Origin of the sequence: Legionella genomosp. 1 (genome assembly GCF_900640215.1) — a bacterium.
Lineage (GTDB): Bacteria > Pseudomonadota > Gammaproteobacteria > Legionellales > Legionellaceae > Legionella_C > Legionella_C quinlivanii_A.
Genome location: NZ_CAAAJH010000023.1, coordinates 11,036 through 30,015 on the forward strand (window position 1 = coordinate 11,036; position 18,980 = coordinate 30,015).

Sequence of the window (18,980 nt, forward strand, 5' to 3'; positions counted from 1 at the left end):
TTTGCGAACAAAGTCCTGTTGTCTTTGCGAACAAAGTCCTGTTGTCTTTGCGAACAAAGTGAAGCAATCCAGATCGAGGCCTGAATAAAGTTAGGATCTGGATTGCTTCGCTAACGCTCGCAAAGACGGTTTTTTGTGCATTCATCTTTATCCACGCAACAACGCCTTCGCGGAGGACAGTTATATACATTTGAGCTAATTTAATGGCAGTGACACTAAACATCCACAACAATTTGCTGGGCGGCAAACAAGGTATTAATAATCTCGGCCTGAGTCGTTGCAGGTCCGACCAAATCGCCGTTAATCACAATTTCCTGATCAGTTTTTGCCGTCACGTCTAAGGGTGTCACTTCTGTACCATCAAAATGGCCCTGTGAGCTAATCGACAACGTAGTGGTATCTGAATCAGCATCATAGGCAAAGTGAAGATAATGCGAGAGATTGGACTCATTTTCACCGCTGAGCAACTGTGATAAATCGAGCTTGTCTTCCTGAGGATTAAAATCAGTAATGACATCACGTTCCGGACTGCCCTCAACGCCATGATCGTTGGCCTGCCAGAGAAAGATATCGTGGCCCGCACCGCCAGTGAGTGTATCATTCCCCTTACCGCCGATGAGAATATCATTTCCATCACCGCCTAGTAACAAATCATTACCGCCTTTTCCATCCAGCATGTCATCGCCAAAGACCCCTCGCAAGACGTCTTCCAGTTCAGAGCCGACCAGATGCGTGTTGCTGTGATCATCCTGAGTATTCTGAAGATCATTGAGGCTTGAATTAACCACATTGAGATCAATAGTCTGCGAAGCCGATTCCTGCGGGTTATTATCGCCGACATCCGAAATAGCGGTTACGGTGATTGTATGCTCGCCTTCGCTTACATTCTGCAGATGTAATTGCTGCAAATGACCGGCTGAAATTTCCCAGGAGCCCTGAGCCAGCATTTGGCCCAGAGGATTGCCGTTTTCATCGACGGGAATCGCATCGCCCAAGCCATCCAGACGCACCCTTAATTCATTGGCTGCAGGATTCACAACCTCTGCCTGAATATTTAAGGGAATAAGCACGGCAAGCGCTGCTACTACTGAATGATAGAGAATAGTCATTTCCGGATTGTCTGCTCGTGCCGCGACCACAATATCTACAATATCAGTATCGCTTAGTGCCGGACCGCCAGTATTACCGAGATCATTACTGGTCATAGTCAGTGCATCAGGCCCGAAATAATTGGCCAGACCCTGATATTGAACTCCTGTGGTAAGGAGAGCATTCAGATCATTGACGGTTCCTGTTAAAACCAGATGATTAGTGAATTCACCTGATACAGTAACCCCGCCGGCACTCCCAGCCAAACTGAGTAAACCATGTTCAACACCGAGAGTGATAGTTATCGCGCCCGAGCCTGCATCCACATCGCTTACTCTCAAGGTATTGATAGTCAGAACCTGATCTTCTGCTGCCTCGAGAGGAATCGCAGGTGTGATATTAACTGGGGCATCATTAACTGCTGCGATATTAATCGGCACAGTAGATACTGCTGAAAGCGCAGGTCCTCCGGAGTTGCCATTGTCATTGGTATTAATGACCAGTGAGTCTGAGCCATTATAGTTTAAATTGCTTTGATAATTCAGGTTTCCGTTGAGTGCCTGATTAATCGCATCCAATTGGCCAACAAGTGTGACTGTACTGCTGCCGTTGCCGGTGAGCATAATGCCGCTTAAAGGGCCATTCAGTGTAAGTACTCCATGTTCAACGGAGAGGGTTACGGTCATATTGCCATTCGCTTCACGCGCATCCACGTCGCTAATCTGAATATTGTTGAGCACGACGCTTTGATCTTCCAGGGCGTCAAATGCTGCGGGATGGATATTAACCGGTGCGTCATTAACCGCAGTGATATCCACTGCCACGTTGACTTCACGAACTGCTCCTGGAGCCGCCTGGTTATCTACTGATTGTGCCTGTATTGTTAATACTGCATTCCCGTTAAAATCACCGGGCAGGAAAATGATGCTGCCAAGATTTGCGGCATTAACTTTAAAAGTCCAGATCCATTCGCCGCTGGCATTGTCATAGACTTTGCTTTCCAGTGTGCCGTTAACCCCTGCTGGCAGCTGGATTTCTGAGCCAGTGGGTACACCTTTTACGGTGATGAGCAAGGATTCCGGAGCATTCTCCTGTACATTGGTCGCAGAGCCGTTGTAACTGTCTACATTATCCCGAGCCTGAAAGTTAAGATTGATACTAATTTGCCCATTTTCAATACCGCTGGCAGTACTGGCGGCTCCAGCTCCAATAATGTCAACCGGATCACTGACCGGGTTAATATCCAGATGGATACTATGACTTCCGCCAGAACCAGGCAGGGTGGCGAGCGCTTCTTTTGTGAAGGCTACCACTTCCAGATCCAGGCTGCCGCTGAAGTTCTCGGGAGCGATGACTTTAATGCTGGACAAGTCAAAGCTGGCGGCATTGACCGTTATTTTCCAGTCGCCATTACCCATGTTTTGAGCCGAGCTAATCAGAAAGTCTTCTGGAACACCACGTATGACCAGAGAGACGATTTTTTCTGATCCATCGGTATCTGTTGTATTGACGGTCATTCCTGATAAGGGAATGCCTCCAACTACATCTTCGTTACCGCTGAAATTAAACTGACCGCCAAAATGCACTGGATCATTAACTGGCAATACGTCGAAATTCATCACCTTGGTGTAACTGGCGCTGTCGGTCACTGTCTGACCCTGGCTATTGAGTGCATTGTCAACCAAATTGACAACTGCTGTGACGCTGACCTGGCCGCTAAAATCATGAACCGGTTTAAATTGCAGATGATTTAAATCGCTCACAGAGACTGTAACAAAGCCGTTCCCATCTACTGGTAAAGCCAGGCCATTGCTATCGACAAAATAGCCTTTGGCAGGGTCAACTTTTAATTGAACTGAATTAATTTGCTCACTGCTGTCAATATCCGCTGACGCCACATTAAGCCGTAAAATCACCAGCCCATCTTCGAAAGCTGCGTTGGGGATTGTCACATCAGAGCCATCAGACACCGGTTGCTTATCGCTATTCAAACCTTCAGTCTGAACGACCTGTAAACTGACAGCGGGCGTGTGGTTTGGATCAGTCACTGCCGGATTGGCCGGTACGTCAACCACTGGGGCGACATCAAGGGGGGCTGAGACAAAACTGCTGCCCGTATTGCTATCCCCACTGGCCATGTTGGCGGCGGCCCAATTTAAAGAAAAGGGCAGGCTGCCGGAATAGTCAACCGGCGTTTGCAAGATAACTTCTCCGACGCTCAGGTTACCCAAAGAGTCAGCACTCACCTGAATTACATAGCGATCATTGACGAAATCATAGATAACTCCGCTGCCAGAGAGCACAAAGCCTTGGGGAAGAGGCCCTTGAATCAACAGGGCATAGACGTCGTCACTGGTGCCATTGCTCAATGACAGCATGGAGGCAAGCTGACTGCTGATAGACTGAGGTATATCTTCCTGAGTGTGAATCGTTGCTGGGGTAATGGTAATAGTACCTGCTTCAACAGGTGGATCACCAGGGCCGCCGCCACCGCCAGTGAAATTCATGGTTACTGTGGTTGAGCGAAAGGCGGGATTACTAATATCCTGCTCATTATTATCGCCCAGGTCACGTACCTGGGCATGGAAAGTGACATTAACTGAGCCGTTGTAGCCAAATTTGGAAGTAATCTGCAGGTTATCCAGAGCAGAGGCCGGCACTATCCAGTTACCCACGCCATCATAAATTCCGCCAGTGACTACAAATTGATTTCCCAACCCAGTGATTACCACCGTTTGAATCACTTCTGCACTGGAGGGATCCAGATCCTGGAAGTTTAAGTGGCCCTGAGAGGACGCATTAGTGGATAAATTAACCGTGGTGCCATTTAAAGCAGTGATATTGTTGACTGGAACGTTATTATTGGTGAGCACATTGAGTGTCGCGTCAGCCTCGACCACTGCCTGTAAATCAACATGAAGGTTACCCACTATGTCTTTAGTGACAGTAGGACTGCCATTGACATCCTGCTGGCTAACTGAGGTAATGGCCTTAAGATTAATATCCATATCCGAATCTTCGGCAGCTCGTATTTGCAGGGACTGGCCCTGCAGCAAGCTATTCAGTTGAGCTGTTGTTAGGGTGACTGAGGTATCACCCAACGTGGTAATAGCCACACCATTGATAAATAATTGCGCTCCTGAAGGAATATTTTCAATACGAAGACCTGAAATAAATTCCTGACTATCATTAAATGCAGGCGGGCGCCAGTTCACGGTAGTCAAGCCGTCTTCCACTCCGGCAGAACTCCTCGCATAGTCGCCGGCATCGATAACCGGTGTCACATGAATCACGATTTGTTTATCTGTAACGAGATAATTACCATCGTTTTCTGTAACCACAATATGAGCATTCAAACTCATATCCGCTGTGCTGTTTGGCGGAGGAATAACTATTAAATCACTTAAGGTGGAAAGATTAATTTCATATTTGGGTTGACCGTTAGCATCCAGACCTACATAGGTCAGAGTTATGGTATTTCCATTACTATCCAGCAATTGAGCCCCTGCTGGGAGGTTGGAAATCACCATGGTGATGGTTTCTGAAGTATCCGTGGGTGCCAGTGCTTTTTCCCCTGAAAGCAGCTTAAAGTCAAGTCTGGCCTGGCCATCTTCCTGAATGGTAGTTTCTACACCATTACTGATTGCTGACCATGAAGTATTGCTCACATCAAAGACAGGAGCGTCTGATACTCCTTTGAGGTTAATCAGAATATCCTGTGCGCTGGTGATCCTGGTATCAGTTTCCACACCCGTACTTAAAGTGGCCTGGTCAATAACCACTGCCTGCACCTTAATCGTGAAATCGACATTGCTTTCAGGAACAGGATGCAGGCGAACATCGGGAAAATCGATATTATTAAACTGATAATAGTTTTTGCTGCTGTCAACCGCATCTTTGTAATATTGATACTGAACCGTATGGCTTTGTCCCTGGTTGTCGGTATAAGTAATCGATAAATTGTGCACGCCGGCGCCAAGTCCGGCCACATTCAAGGTCGTTCCGTTGATTGAAAAATAGGCGCCTTCAGGAAGATTGGAAATGCGAACAAAGGAGTTTTCTGAGAGATCGCTATTATCAGCGGCTTTACTCACATTGATAAAACTGCCCAGATTGATTGGGGCATCTTCATTGGAAACCACATAAGGTTTATTGATATTTAACTGAATATTATCCGCAACCGGTTTGACATCAATGGTTACTTCAATCGGCTGAGACTGAGCATATTGAAATCCGCTTAAGAAGTTAGCACTCTCCTTGCTTATGGCAATCGCTGAAACTTTGACCATACCGCTGTAATCTGTGGCCGGATCGATCTGCAGACTGGCCAGATTGGCAGGGCTGACCTTATAGTAGCCATTCGCATCCGGTGTTAAGCCTGTTCCAATCAGGCTGGCATTCCCTGAAGTAATTTTAACCAGATAATAATCGATGGTTTCTGAGCCATCGGTATCCTGTAAAGCGGCCTTTATTTGCAGCGGGATATTGGCGGCATCCTCTGTGCCGACTGAATGCTGGGTAGTTTGTGCCAGATCCCAGACCGGCACGTCCGCGATCCCTTTCACATCAATGTTCAAAGTTCCAGTGACGGCTGCTTTAGACAGCGTGCTGCCATTGACTTGATAGTCTACGGTGGCTCTGACGCTGAAGCTTAGATTGGCGGTGTAGCTTGAAAAATCCGCACGGGGCACAAAGGTCAGGCCGTTTAGCGTATAAGTGATTTGATCAGTGCTGCTAAAGGCTTGCGGGGGAATCACGTAATAAGTCACACCACCCTCAACGACCGTGGTTAACAGAACGCCGTTGTAGTAAAAATCACCATAACTGGTTGCTGGCGCTTGAATAAGCACTTTGCCAATACTTTCATTATTATCTAAATCACCAATATTAATGGTCATATTGATGGGGATGCCGCCTTGTGGATTTACAAGTACTTCATTGCTGTCACGTCCCACATCTTCTACACCGGATGCGGCAGCGATGACGATACTTGCTGCTTTATCATTAATGGTGAGTGTGATATTGGCATTATCGATATCACCATCAAAATCCCGTACGTCAAAGCGCACATTCTTCACCAAGTTGAGGCCATCATGATCGATAGATGCGCTACTCACAAAAAAGACGCGGCCATCAGCGAAAACATGCAGTACACCAATGACCTGCCCATTGGCATCATTGTGCAGCGTAATCTGATTATCACCAGTACCGGTAATATTATATTGGGTATTACCATCCCAAACCGACACGATTTTACCCGTATCAGCTCCTTCGCGAGCTGTTGGCAATAAATCGACTGTTGAGGTGGTTGCGCCCTCCGTAATCGCAGAAAACGAGGTATTTACTGCATCGGGAATGTCATCCTGTACTGTGACCGGTAGCTTGGCGACCGCACTGACATCGCCGTCTGCATCTTTGGCAACAACGGAGAAGATAACATCCAGATTATTTTTACCTGCCTCAACAGGATGATCGATTGAACCTGTTAAAGTAAAGGTATAGGTTCCGGAGGCATTCATTTTTAGAGTGAATTTACTCACTCCATTGGCAGTACCGCGATAAATATCGTTCACCGCGTCATAAGACAGCACAATAGGAACACCGCCCGATTTCCATTGCCCATCAACGCCTGAGTTAAAGGCCTGCACATCGATACTATAGCTAACTACTTTATCACTGCCTGTTTGCACAGAGATGCTGCCGGTTGCCGCTTCTCCGGTTGAGGCAGCAGTGGATCCGGCATGATTTCCAGTACTGGCATTGATATCGCTCTCTTTGACAGTAATTGCTGCGATTGGATTGATTACAGGCAATAGACCATCGGTTACTGTTGTCGTTAGATTGACCGGTGCAACCAGCTTATCACCATCGCTATCGCTGATTTGAACAGGGGTATTAATGCTGATTGTAGTACCATTAATGCTTACATAGCCTGTCGCATTGCCTGTTTGCAGGTGATCCAGAGGTTGATATTGTACAAAGGTGGTGGTTACATTCACATCCTTACCATTGCCGCTTTGTGTGGCATTGACCGTTAATGTCAATACGATATCATTACCAATCTTGCCGGTAATCGCATGTGTATTGCTATCGTAGGTAAAGGTGATGGTCTGGCCATTGGATTTCAATTCACTGCCAAGTTCACTGAGAATGGTATTGATAACTGTACTGTCAATCTGAATGGATTGCGGCAACAGGCGATCACTGCCTGCGGTAATCGTAAATGATTTAACGTCACTGACTGGATAGCCATTGGCTACTGATAAACTGCCTTCAACCACGGCGAGATTAATTACATTTCCGCCTTGCGGATTTGCGCCATCATTAATTGAAACACGAAGAATAGCAGTATCCTGGTCACCGTCTTTATCCTGTGCAATGACATTTAAAGGAATATTCAATACATTATTGACTGCCTGATCGAAAGGACCACTTAAAGTAACGGAATAGCTGCCGTTATTATTTAAAATAATTTCAGCAATTATCTGCTGATTGGAATCCAGTATCTTGATGGCATTGGAGCTGACATTAGTGGTCGTACTTAATCCGTTGCTAGTCAGGTTGGCTAAAGCGGGTTGATTAGCAGCGAAACGGATACTGGATATTGGATCGCTGCCGATATTAAAATCCATCACCCCCGAGCTTACACTGGAACCATCGACAACCACGGTGTTGGCATCATTGATAATCGGATTAGCACCATCAGTGACTGTGGCAGACACATTCACTGGATTGACCAGTAAATCACCATCAATATCGGCTATCTGCACCTGATAGTTAATGCGAATCTGATCGAGAGTATTCGCCACCGCGCCCGTTGCATTGACTGTGATATGAGATAGAGGCTGATACAGAGTGATCATCTGACTGATTGATAAATCCTGATTAGCCAGAATAGCGGGTGTTAATTTGACTTCCAAAACCAATTCGCCGCTTGTTGAACGAAGCACAATACTGTTATTGCTGACAGTGGCGACAACGGCTTCAGTTTGGCCTGTCAGGGGATTAAAATATTGAATTTCGGCCTGTAGTTCAGCTGCTAGTCCGGCAGGATTCTGAATAGCGAAAGTGCTTAAGTCGAAGGGATCTGAGCCGTTGTTGACTACTGTTAATGTGGGGCTAATCACACTGACAGGATAAGTGAGCGGTGAGAGATCACCTTCAGCCACCGCAGTAGCCAATGTTTGCCCACCGCTGGACGGACTGCCGTCAGTAATGGTAATAACCATAGAATTACTGGCAAAATCGCCATCGCCATCAATAACCGTATAATTAATCGGCAGCTGCTGGACAAAATCATGATCAAGGCCATCAACACTCTGCAGGCTCCAGCTTCCATCACTGTTCACTGTCAGCAAGCCTTTTGCGGTGTTAACGGAATAACTGCTGTGCGTAGCATCAAAGGTGTATTGGGTACCATTCACAGTGAAGCTGTATAAACGTCCACCTTCCGCATTCAATTGGTAGGAAGAAGAAAGATTACCCAGCACAGTGTCCCCTTCAATGACTGTTGCAGTGACCGCCTGCGGGTGTGCTACGGTATCGGTAATATGCACGGGAATTGAGAGTGTTGCGCTATCGCCATCACTGTCGGTGGCAATAATGCGAACAGGGAGGGTAAGACTGTCCTGACCAGACTGAGAATGATCAATCGGTTTTAGCATTTGAAAGCTGATTTCACCCTGATTGCCAATCGTGGCATTAAAAACAGGCACTTTAACGTTGTTTTCCAGATAATATCCCTGAAGTACACCATTGTTTACTTCGAGTAAAACGGGATGACCGCCGGAAAGCAGGCCGCTGTTTTCACCATTGGTATAATTAAAAGTCAGGGTTTTAATGCTGTCTGAACCAATATCAACCAGCAGGGAGGTGGTTCCAGTGGTTGCTGTGCTGCTTGCTGGTTCTGTAAGGGTAATATCCCCTGTATAGGAAAGTACGGGTAGAACGCCATCAGTTACGGTGGTTGTCAGATTTATTGGAGCAGCCAGTTTGTCGCCATCACTGTCGGTAAGTTGGATAGGCGTATTAATACTTAAGCTATTACCATTCACATGCACATAGCCAGTGTTATTGCCTGTAGTTAAATGATCAAGGGGTTGATATTGGATAAACTGAGTGGTCACATCAACATCCTGTCCATTACTGCTTTGGCTTGCAGTGATTGATAAGCTGAGAACAGTCAGACTTCCAATGCTGCCAGTGATGGTATGGGTGTTGGCATCGTAGGTGAAATTAATGGGCTGACCACCAGATTTCAATTCGCTGTTCAGTTCATTAATAATTGTATTGATAATGCTGCTGTCGATTTCAATGGATTGCGGTAAAAGGCGATCGCTGCCGGCAGTCACCGTGAAACTTTTCATATCGCTGACCGGATAGCCATTAACGGCTGATAAATCACCTTCAGTCACCGCGAGGTTAATCACCTGGCCGCCTTGCGGATTGGCGCCATCCTGAATGGACACTTGCAAAACAGCACTGTCGCTGTCGCCATCCTTATCGGTCGCTGTAACATTTAAAGGAAGGGCCAAAACATTATTAACTCCCTGATCCAGAGGGCCATTTAACTGGACGGAATAGCTGCCATTATTATTCAGTGTAATTTCAGCCAGCAGTTGCTGGTTGTGATCAAAAATTTTGATGCTGTGATCGCTGACCGTTGTGGTGGTGCTGTAGCCATTGCTGGTCAGGTTAGCTAAGGCCGGTTGATTTACATCAAAACGGATACTGGCGATTGGATCGCTGCCGATATTAACGTCCATTGTGCCCGAGCTTACACTTGAACCATCCTGTACGATAGTCGCAGCATTATCAATCACGGGATTGGCGCCATCGCTGATCGTTGCAGACAGATTAAGAGGATTAACCAGTAAATCCCCATCGATATCAGCGACCTGTACCTGATAGTTAATTTGAATCTGATCATTGCCCAGAGTCACCACGCCGCTGTTATTTGAAAGCAGATGTGAAAGCGGCTGATAAAGAGTAATCGTTTGAGTCAATGACAAATCCTGATTTGCCTGAATAATGGCAGTCAGTTTGATTTCCAGAACCAGCTCACCACTGCTGGAACGAAGGGCAATACTATCATTGCCTACTGTGGCTACCAGCGACTCGGTCTGACCGGTGACAGAATTGAAAAACTGCAGATCAGCTTGTAACTCAGCGGCCAATGCGGCGGGATTCTGAATGGCGAAAGTACTTAAATCAAAAGGATCAGAACCATTATTGACCACTGTCAGTGTGGGGCTAATGGCAGTAACCGGGTAAGTCATTGGGGCGAGATCGCCTTCTACTATTGAATTAGCCAGACTTTGTCCTCCAGTTGTCGGGCTGCCATCGGTGATAGTAACTAGCAGTGAATTGCTGGCAAAATCGCCATCGCCGTCAATAACGGTATAGGAAACAGGGAGTTGTTGTACAAAATCATGATCAAGTCCATCGAGGCTTTGCAGGTTCCAGCTGCCATCACTGTTGACAGTTAATAAACCTTTATCTGTTGATACAGTAAAACTGCTGTGGGCGGGGTCAAAAGTATAAGTCGTACCATTTACGGTGAAACTGTAGAGACGTCCGCCTTCCACATTGAGCTGATAAGAGGAGGAAAGATTCCCCAGGACAGTCTCTCCCTCAGTAACAGTCGCGGTAACGGCCTGAGGATTAGCGACGGAATCGGTAATATGGACAGGAACGGATACAGTGGCGCTGTCGCCATCAGTATCCACAGCGATAATTTTCATGGGCAGAGTGACGCTGTCTTGCCCGGGTTGGTTGTGGTCAATGGGTTTATATAATTCAAAGTTGACGACAGCCTGATTGCCCTGATTCGTGATTGTCGCATTAAAAACACTGACTTCAACCCCGTTTTCAATGTAATAGCCATGAAGGACGCCATTGTTAATTTCAAGCAATACAGGATGGGTTCCGGAAAGCAGGCCGCTGTTTTCGCCATTGGTATAATTAAAAGTAAGTGATTTAATCGCATCAGAGCCGATATCGATTAAAATATGTGCTGAATCTGAAGTGGCGCCAGTGCTTACAGGTTCTGCCAGGCTAATATCTTCTACATGAATCAGCTGGGGTGGGGCGCCATCGGCAACGTTTGCTGTAATTTGCGCAGGATTGGCCAGAGAGTCGCCATCGGCATCGGTAATCTGTACGCCTACCTGAATACTAATCTGATCGCCCGCCAAATGAACCAGTCCGGTATTATTGAATTGATTGTGATCAATCGGTCCATTTAAGGTGATAGTTAAATAACCATCGACGTTATAGTGATTACTGCTTTGATTAGCGCTCAGGCTGATGACCACAATGGCAGATCCATTCAGTGAGCCGATAATCTGATTATTCTGTACAATGAAATCCAGGGGCTGACCATCGACTTTAATTTCCTGACTGAGTTCAGACAGCAAATCGTTGATGGTGGCTGGATCAAAGCGGATTGTTTCAGGAAGAAGGCGATCACCGCTGCTTTGCAGAGTAAATTCAGCGACCGGACTTGTCACTGGATAAGTGCCAGGCGCCAAGTCGCCTTCAACGAGTGAGGTGGATGCCTTGGTGGGGAAGTTTTGGCTTGGCGCATCCTGTATCGTTAAATGAATAACTCCGAGATTACTTGGATCGCCATCTTTATCGGTGGCTCGCACGGTCAGGATCAATTCAGAAATGTCATTAATCTGATCAAAAGGACCTTTCAGTGTGGCCGTGTAGCTGCCATCGGTATTTAATACCACTTTCAGTAATTCCTGACCATTGCTTAAGCTTTGCGGGTCATTAATTCTTATGCTAAGTTCATTGCCATTGATTTGATAAGACGTTTGAAACCCGCCGCTGGTTAAACCTGTAAGCGAGCTTTGCATTGCGGCACTGTCTTCAAAAACCATTGTGGCAATGCTGTCACTTCCCAAATCAAGAGGAACCTGGCCTAAGAGCACTTGTTGTACAGTAGATTCAGTGAATGCCATTTGGTCTTCACCGAGCACCGGAGGATTGGCATCATTAATTTGTACATGCAGATTGACCGGATTTTGCAGGGAATCGCCATCACTGTCTTTGGCCTGTAACTTAAGATCAAAATCGATACTGCTGCCATTTTGTCTGATGATTCCATTGCTATTGCCATTAAGCTGATGATCGAGCGGCTTATACTGAATCAATTCCGCAGTGACCTGGATATTTTGACCCACATTAACCGGAGTTAATTTAAGCTGGAAAACTACTTCGTTAGCGCTATCCAATGCAGTGAGGGTGATGACGCCGTTAACCACTGTGGTACTGATGTGCAGGGGCAGGCCGCCGGCGGTGACTTCCTGATTAAACTCCTGAAGCAGGGCATCAAGGAAGCCATTGGCAAAATTTAAGCTTTCAGGCAGAAGACGGTCGACACCGGCTTCGATAGTGAATTCGTGATTAGTGCTGACTGGATAAGCGCCTGCATTCGCATCCAGATCCCCTTCAATCGAGCTTAGAAGAGAGGAGTTGCCGCCTGCTGCATCAGGGCCGTCGGTAATCGTGATACGAATTTGCCCTTGCGCTACGTCATTATCCGCATCAATCGCTTTAATCGGGATCCCCAGGGTGATTTTATTCGGGGGTTGATCCAGTGCCTGAAACAATTGGAACTGATAAGAGGGCATGCGGATTTGTTCCGCGTTAGGGATAACTGCGGATAGGCTTAGTTTAAAAACAGTGATATCAGTACCCTGAACGGTCGCGGTGATGCTATGGCCATCGCGGCTTAAAGTATAGACAAGTGCTTGGCCATTGGACGTCAATTGGCTGGACTGTAAAATCCTGAGCGCATCACTGCTAAAGGTTAAATCCTTGGCCAGGTCACTGCCGAAATCAACCTGAACAGTTCCATTAATGACCTGATGGCCGATGGTCGTATCGACAAGACTTGTCTGCTGAACATTTTGAATGATGGGTGCGTCATCTTCAAAATGAATTTTGCTGCCAATCTCGACCGTGGCCTTGGATACGTCACCAGAGGTATCCGTTAAAGTCAGGCTGGCTTTGACCAGATTCGCCAGTGACAGGCTCTCATCGGGCGAGTTGGGATCATTGTGATATAAGCCGTGATATTGAACCACGGTGATTTTGCCGCTGCCCTCATCAATTCCAATTGCAAAAACAACGGTATTACCGCTTTTACCTAACACCAGATTATTCTCGAGAACCAGCTGGATTGGGCTGCCATCACTGGCCTTCAAATCAGATGGAGACTCACCCAGTTCCAGTGCATAACTGGTGGTGATTGCACTGGCATTCTGATTAAATTGAGAGCTGCTGGAGGACAAAATATTCCCTTCTGCGATGCTTACAGGCTTGCCAAAACCAAAGGGATCCACCAGGTCACTCTGACCGACATTGTTATCCCCATTTTTGACCGTGATGGATTCATCCAGTGTTAATTCAGAGTCATTTAAGCTGAGAACCGCTTCAGGTTTAGGGTCTTTTAGCCATAGCACATTATTTTGTTCAATATTGAACAGCGAACTATTTTCCGCAAAGCGAGTATCATAGCCGGCACCCACATGCCCTGCGCTAAATAGGGGCTTATCGATATAGAAGCTGGCGCCGCCGCTTTGCAGCGGCGAGTCTCCTGCGGCAGGCTCTTCTAATTGTTCAATCAGTTTAATGATGTCCGCATTTTTCAGCTGGGTTTGATTTAACAATTGCTCAAGCGGCGTTTCCGGTACTTTATTTATAAGCGGGGAAATCCCTTTAAGCTGAAAGCTGTACGCCTGATCGGGCAGAAGCGAAATAGCTGGCTGGAACAATAACTTAATCAGGGAATCGCCGCCTCCCAGTAGAACCAGTGTGTCACCTGCATGAATGAGGGAGCCTTGTTTAAGAATCTTGCATTGTCCGTTCTCATTCGTACGAACCAGCAAACCTTGAAGTGCCTGTACTTCACCAGAAATTGCCTGCGATGCCATGTCTGCCTTATTGGTTGTTAATTGATGGATAGTATTGTCTAAATATAGTGCAGTTTTTTAATGAATGGCCAGGGTTTCACTCAAATTTATCGTTATTTTAACACTTTCAAATAGAGGGTAACTCCCGAGCTACGTCATCCTGAACGAAGTGAAGGATCTCCGAATCTGGCTCAGCTCTAGCAGTTTGAGATCCTTCGCTACGCTCAGGATGACGTAGCTGGGGAGTTACATAGAGGCATAGAGCATTGAGTTTTATCAATAGCTCAATATATAGTACAAAAGGAGCAATATTTTTCTAATTGACTAGAATTAATCATTCCTTTTATAATCGCTGAAAACGATAAAGGATGATTTGCCGTGAGCTTTGTTTATTTACAGGGTGATGAAGGAAAAAGGCTATATGATTTATCCACGGTTCCTCTTGGTGTGGTGGTGATTGAACCCAATGCTGCTACAACTTTGGTAATTCTCTCCAGGATCCTTAAGGCTCTCGCCATCGATATTCAATGGCTCAAATGCCCGGTGTTATGGGCTTTGGCTAAGGATCCTGTCTGTCTCCGAGGCAAGCCAATCAACTATATCTATGATAAGAACGAGCTAGCCAGATATTTTAAAGAAGAGGTTAAATATGATCCCATGCATCAGGTGGAAGCGACCACACTTGGGGGTTATTATGAGCCAAGCGCTCAGGAAGTCCTCGATTTTGTAATCAAAAATTCAAAATGCACAGCCGATTTTTTTGTGTTTGACTATGCAAAATGCCCTCCGGAAAATGCACCCAAACGGGTTTCTAAACAAGACATGGAAGCGCTTAGAAGAAAAAGAGAGTATCTGACTAGAACCGAGCCCTCGTTTATTGAGAAGCTTTGTTGCAGCTTTTTTCAGGAGGAGAAAGAACCGGATCCTCATGACGAATGGTTATTAACGGAATGCCCACCCTCACTGCCATTAAGTTAAGCTCAGTTGTATATCAGCCTGTCTTCCCCGCAAAGGCGGGGAGCCATCTCTTTGCTAGCTATAATGCCAATTGAGGAATGGATTTCCCGCCTTCGCGGGAATGACATAATTCCTTAACTTATAACTTAATAACTTAAACGGCAGTGGTGCTCCTCTTAGCCTAATGTTTGAAAAAATAGCGAACATGCGCCAGCAAACTTTGTAACAGGCTGTGCCTGTCCGTTCCTTCAACCGGAATTTGGGCATGGCGCAGATTTTCTATAGCCTTGACGCCTTTTACAACCACCTCGCTCATTTTTTCCATGAGCTCTGGTCTTTGCTTAAATAGCTTGGCGATATTGCCATGGGTGACTTCAATAATTATGCTTTCTTCATCTATAAAAAGAGAACCGCGACAGGGCGCGCCGGTGAGCATTGATATTTCTCCAAAATAATCCCCTTTTTCATAGGCTTCAAAAAACACGGGTTTTTCAGTCTGGCTATTAATATAAAGAGAGGCTGAGCCGCTATACACAAGAAAAAGGGAGTGATTGTGTTCCCCTTCAATGAGCAGCCGCTCAGGGGGGCCATACAGTCCATAGCGGCTATGCTGAGTCAGAAGCTGAATTTCTTCCTCTTGCAAAAAATGAAATAAATCAATTTGCCGTAAAAACTGGCTGATTTCATCATGAGTAAGTACAGGTTTCTCCGGCATTTCATGACCGGTTAACAGGATATTTTCGCGAAGACAGCGATACCAGAGCGCTGAATAGATTTCATCTTTAATGAGGATGGGATTAACTTCCGAGGTGGAGTATTCCAGATGGTAGGTGCTTGCATCCTGGCTACACTCGATGAGTGCCGCATGGGGCTTTGGTTCATTGCGCACTTTGGAAGACTGCAGAGCAGTTTCAACCAGAATATTTTTAAATCGAGACGGTGAGAGGGGCTGACTGATTGAGATGGTCAGCGATTGCTTGTTGATACCATGCGGTTGAGACAGGTTTTCTATAAATAATTGGGAGATCACCGAGTTGGGAATTGATAAAATATTTCCTTCAATATTAAGTAAATTAACAAAGCGCCAATTGACATCAATAATTTTCCCGGTAAGGGTTTGCATTTCGCCATAGACCACAATCCAGTCGCCTTCACTGAATTGCTTGGTCGTATTCAGTCCGATACCGGCAAAGACGTCGCTTAACGTAGCTTGAGCGGAGTAGCCGAGAATAATAGCCATAACGCCTGATGCGGTAAAAATACCAAAAACAGATTTAGCAAACACAAAATGGACAATGGCCGCTACGGTGAGGATTAGAAAGAGTAGGGAAACCAGGTCTTTAAAAATTTTGGGAATTAATATGCCTGACTGCCTTAATAATCGTTTCCAGATGAAAATATGGATAATCTGATTGACGATGAAAAAAAGGGAAAACCACCACAAACATTCCAATACGATTTTAATAAAATATTGAGTGTCCTTATGATTAACCCAACTGGTAATCGTACTTTCAAATGCAAACAGGACACTGAAAAAAATAAAAACACCGGAAGTAAATAAGAGTTTGTGATGATTGATCTCTTTCACGAATTTTTTCAGAATAAAATTGTAAAAGCTCACCGCCAGAAGAAGACTGGAAATTAATAAAATCGTTGTAGACAACTCATGAAAGTTCATAAGTATCTCGTCATTCCCGCAGGGGGCACTGTCATGAAGTGAAGGGGTTATATATATTTAAACTGTCATCTCCGCAAGGCATTGTTGCATAAATAGGAACCCTTGTCTTTGCGAACGAAGTGAAGCAATCCAACTTGAACCTGGAACAAAGTTAGGAGCTTGCTTCGCTGACGCTCGCAAAGACGGTTTTTGTGTTCCTATCTTCGTTTATGCAACATTTTGCTGATATGACAAAATTCCTTAACTAATGGCAGTTTCTCCCAAGGTACGTGGCATAGCTCAATAGTGTTGTACTTCAAGTGTAGCTTAACAATTCTGATAATGAAATTGCAAAAGATCATTGATTAATTGATGATTCCACAGTCTAATAAATCAGTTTAGCTGTCTGGGGAATTACAATGCGCCTCTTAAAGTTTGAAAGCTTGTATGATGGAAATGATTGGCTCGATAATCATTATGTTTATCTCGATAGCGAGGGAAAAATCCTGAAAACCTCGGCCATTGCTGATGAATCAATGAAGGTGGAGGAAATAAAAGGTTGGGCTATCCCAGGTTTTGTCAATGCGCATTCCCATGCATTTCAATATTCAATGGCCGGAACTGCCGAATTCCTTTCAAAAGAGGCTCAAAGCGATGATTTTTGGACTTGGCGCGAGGCGATGTATCGCAGTGCTTTGGAAATGACTCCTGATAAAATGGAAGAAGTTGCTTTTCGGCTCTATCGAGAATTAATCCAACAAGGGTATACGGCGGTGGTGGAGTTTCATTATCTTCATCATGAGAAGGATGGAAAGCCTTACGGAAATCTCGCGGAAATGGGAGAGCGTCTCGTCTCTGCTGCACAGCAGGCAGGCATCGCAATTACTCTGGTTCCGGTTTTATACCAGCAATATGATTTGAAAAATCCGGCTAAACCTGAGCAGAGGCGGTTTATATCCAAAAGTCTGAATGATTACTGGAAGTTATACGAGGCTTCGAAAGCCGCTTGCAGCCATTATTCGAGAGCGAACATTGGAGTAGGCATTCATTCCATTCGCGCGGTTGCTCCTGAGCAAATTATTGAGCTCAGTCAATCCATCGACCAATCTGTTCCTGTTCATATGCACATTGCCGAGCAGACGGGGGAAGTTGAGCAATGTATGCGAGTGCTGGGGTTACGACCTGTTGAATGGTTATTAAATTCGGTGGCAGTCAATCAGCATTATAATTTGGTACACGCTACTCATCTTACGCCCCATGAAGTTGAAAAGCTTGCTGCAAGTGGAGCGAATGTGGTGCTGTGTCCTTCAACGGAAGGTAATCTGGGAGATGGTTACTTCCCTTTAATTCCCTATCTTGAACATCAGGGCCGCTTCGCAATTGGGACAGACAGTCATATTGGTCTTTCCCCTTTTGAAGAGCTGCGCTGGCTCGATTATGGGCAACGTTTACTAGCCAGAAAACGAAATTTGATTTGCCTGGGCAAAGCAGGTAATAGCGGCAATATATTATTCAATCAGGTGCTTAAAGGAGGTCAACTTGCAAAAGGAGCATGGGGATATGATTTTCTGAGTAAGGGTTCATTTCTGGATTGTCTGGTTATTAATAATAAGCACCCGCGGCTTGAATCAACCAGCCGACAGAATCGTCTGTCCACTCTGATTTATTGCTGCGATCAGACCTCGATTCTCGGTGTGGTTATGAATGGAAAATTGATACTTAAAAACTGATTATTTTATGAACTTCTCAGGTACGTCATCCTGAGCGTAGCGAAGGATCTCAAACTGCTTGGAACTGAGCCAGATTCAGGAGATCCTTCACTGCGTTCAGGATGACGTTGAGACGATCAGAGCGCAATTGCTGCTGTTGTTATAAATGGAAAATTGAAACTGAAAAACTGATTATTTTATGAACTTCTCAGGTACGTCATCCTGAGCGTAGCGAAGGATCTCAAACTGCTTGGAACTGAGCCAGATTCAGGAGATCCTTCACTGCGTTCAGGATGACGTTGAGACGATCAGAGCGCAATTGCTGCTGTTGTTATGAATGGAAAATTGAAACTGAAAAACTGATTATTTTATGAACTCCTCAGGTACGTCATCCTGAGCGTAGCGAAGGATCTCAAACTGCTTGGAACTGAGCCAGATTCAGGAGATCCTTCACTGCGTTCAGGATGACGTTGAGACGATCAGAGCGCAATTGCTGCTGTTGTTATGAATGGAAAATTGAAACTTAAAAACTGATTATTTTATGAACTCCTCATGTACGTCATCCTGAGCGTAGCGAAGGATCTCAAACTGCTTGGAACTGAGCCAGATTCAGGAGATCCTTCACTGCGTTCAGGATGACGT

The 18,980-nt window shown here is 45.5% G+C and carries 4 protein-coding genes; 2 read left to right on the forward strand and 2 right to left on the reverse strand.

What is annotated here, in order from left to right; all coding sequences use genetic code 11:
* Positions 1-215: 215 nt before the first annotated feature.
* Positions 216-14,036, reverse strand: a complete 13,821-nt coding sequence (locus E1O89_RS14670) for a DUF5801 repeats-in-toxin domain-containing protein (RefSeq protein WP_133140809.1) — start codon at positions 14,034-14,036, stop codon at positions 216-218.
* Between the two features lie 357 nt (positions 14,037-14,393).
* Between E1O89_RS14670 and E1O89_RS14675 the strand changes: the two genes are divergently transcribed.
* On the forward strand, positions 14,394-14,993 hold the full coding sequence (locus E1O89_RS14675) for a hypothetical protein (protein ID WP_133140810.1): 600 nt from the start codon (positions 14,394-14,396) through the stop codon (positions 14,991-14,993).
* Positions 14,994-15,153: 160 nt separating this feature from the next.
* Here the strand turns inward: E1O89_RS14675 and E1O89_RS14680 are convergent, their stop codons facing one another.
* Positions 15,154-16,650: a mechanosensitive ion channel domain-containing protein gene (locus E1O89_RS14680; RefSeq protein WP_133140811.1), complete on the reverse strand. Its 1,497-nt coding sequence runs from the start codon at positions 16,648-16,650 to the stop codon at positions 15,154-15,156.
* A gap of 398 nt (positions 16,651-17,048) precedes the next feature.
* Here E1O89_RS14680 and hutF point away from each other — a divergent pair, with 398 nt between their 5' ends.
* Positions 17,049-18,359, forward strand: a complete 1,311-nt coding sequence (gene hutF, locus E1O89_RS14685; protein WP_133140812.1) for a formimidoylglutamate deiminase — start codon at positions 17,049-17,051, stop codon at positions 18,357-18,359.
* The last annotated feature ends 621 nt before the right edge of the window (positions 18,360-18,980 follow it).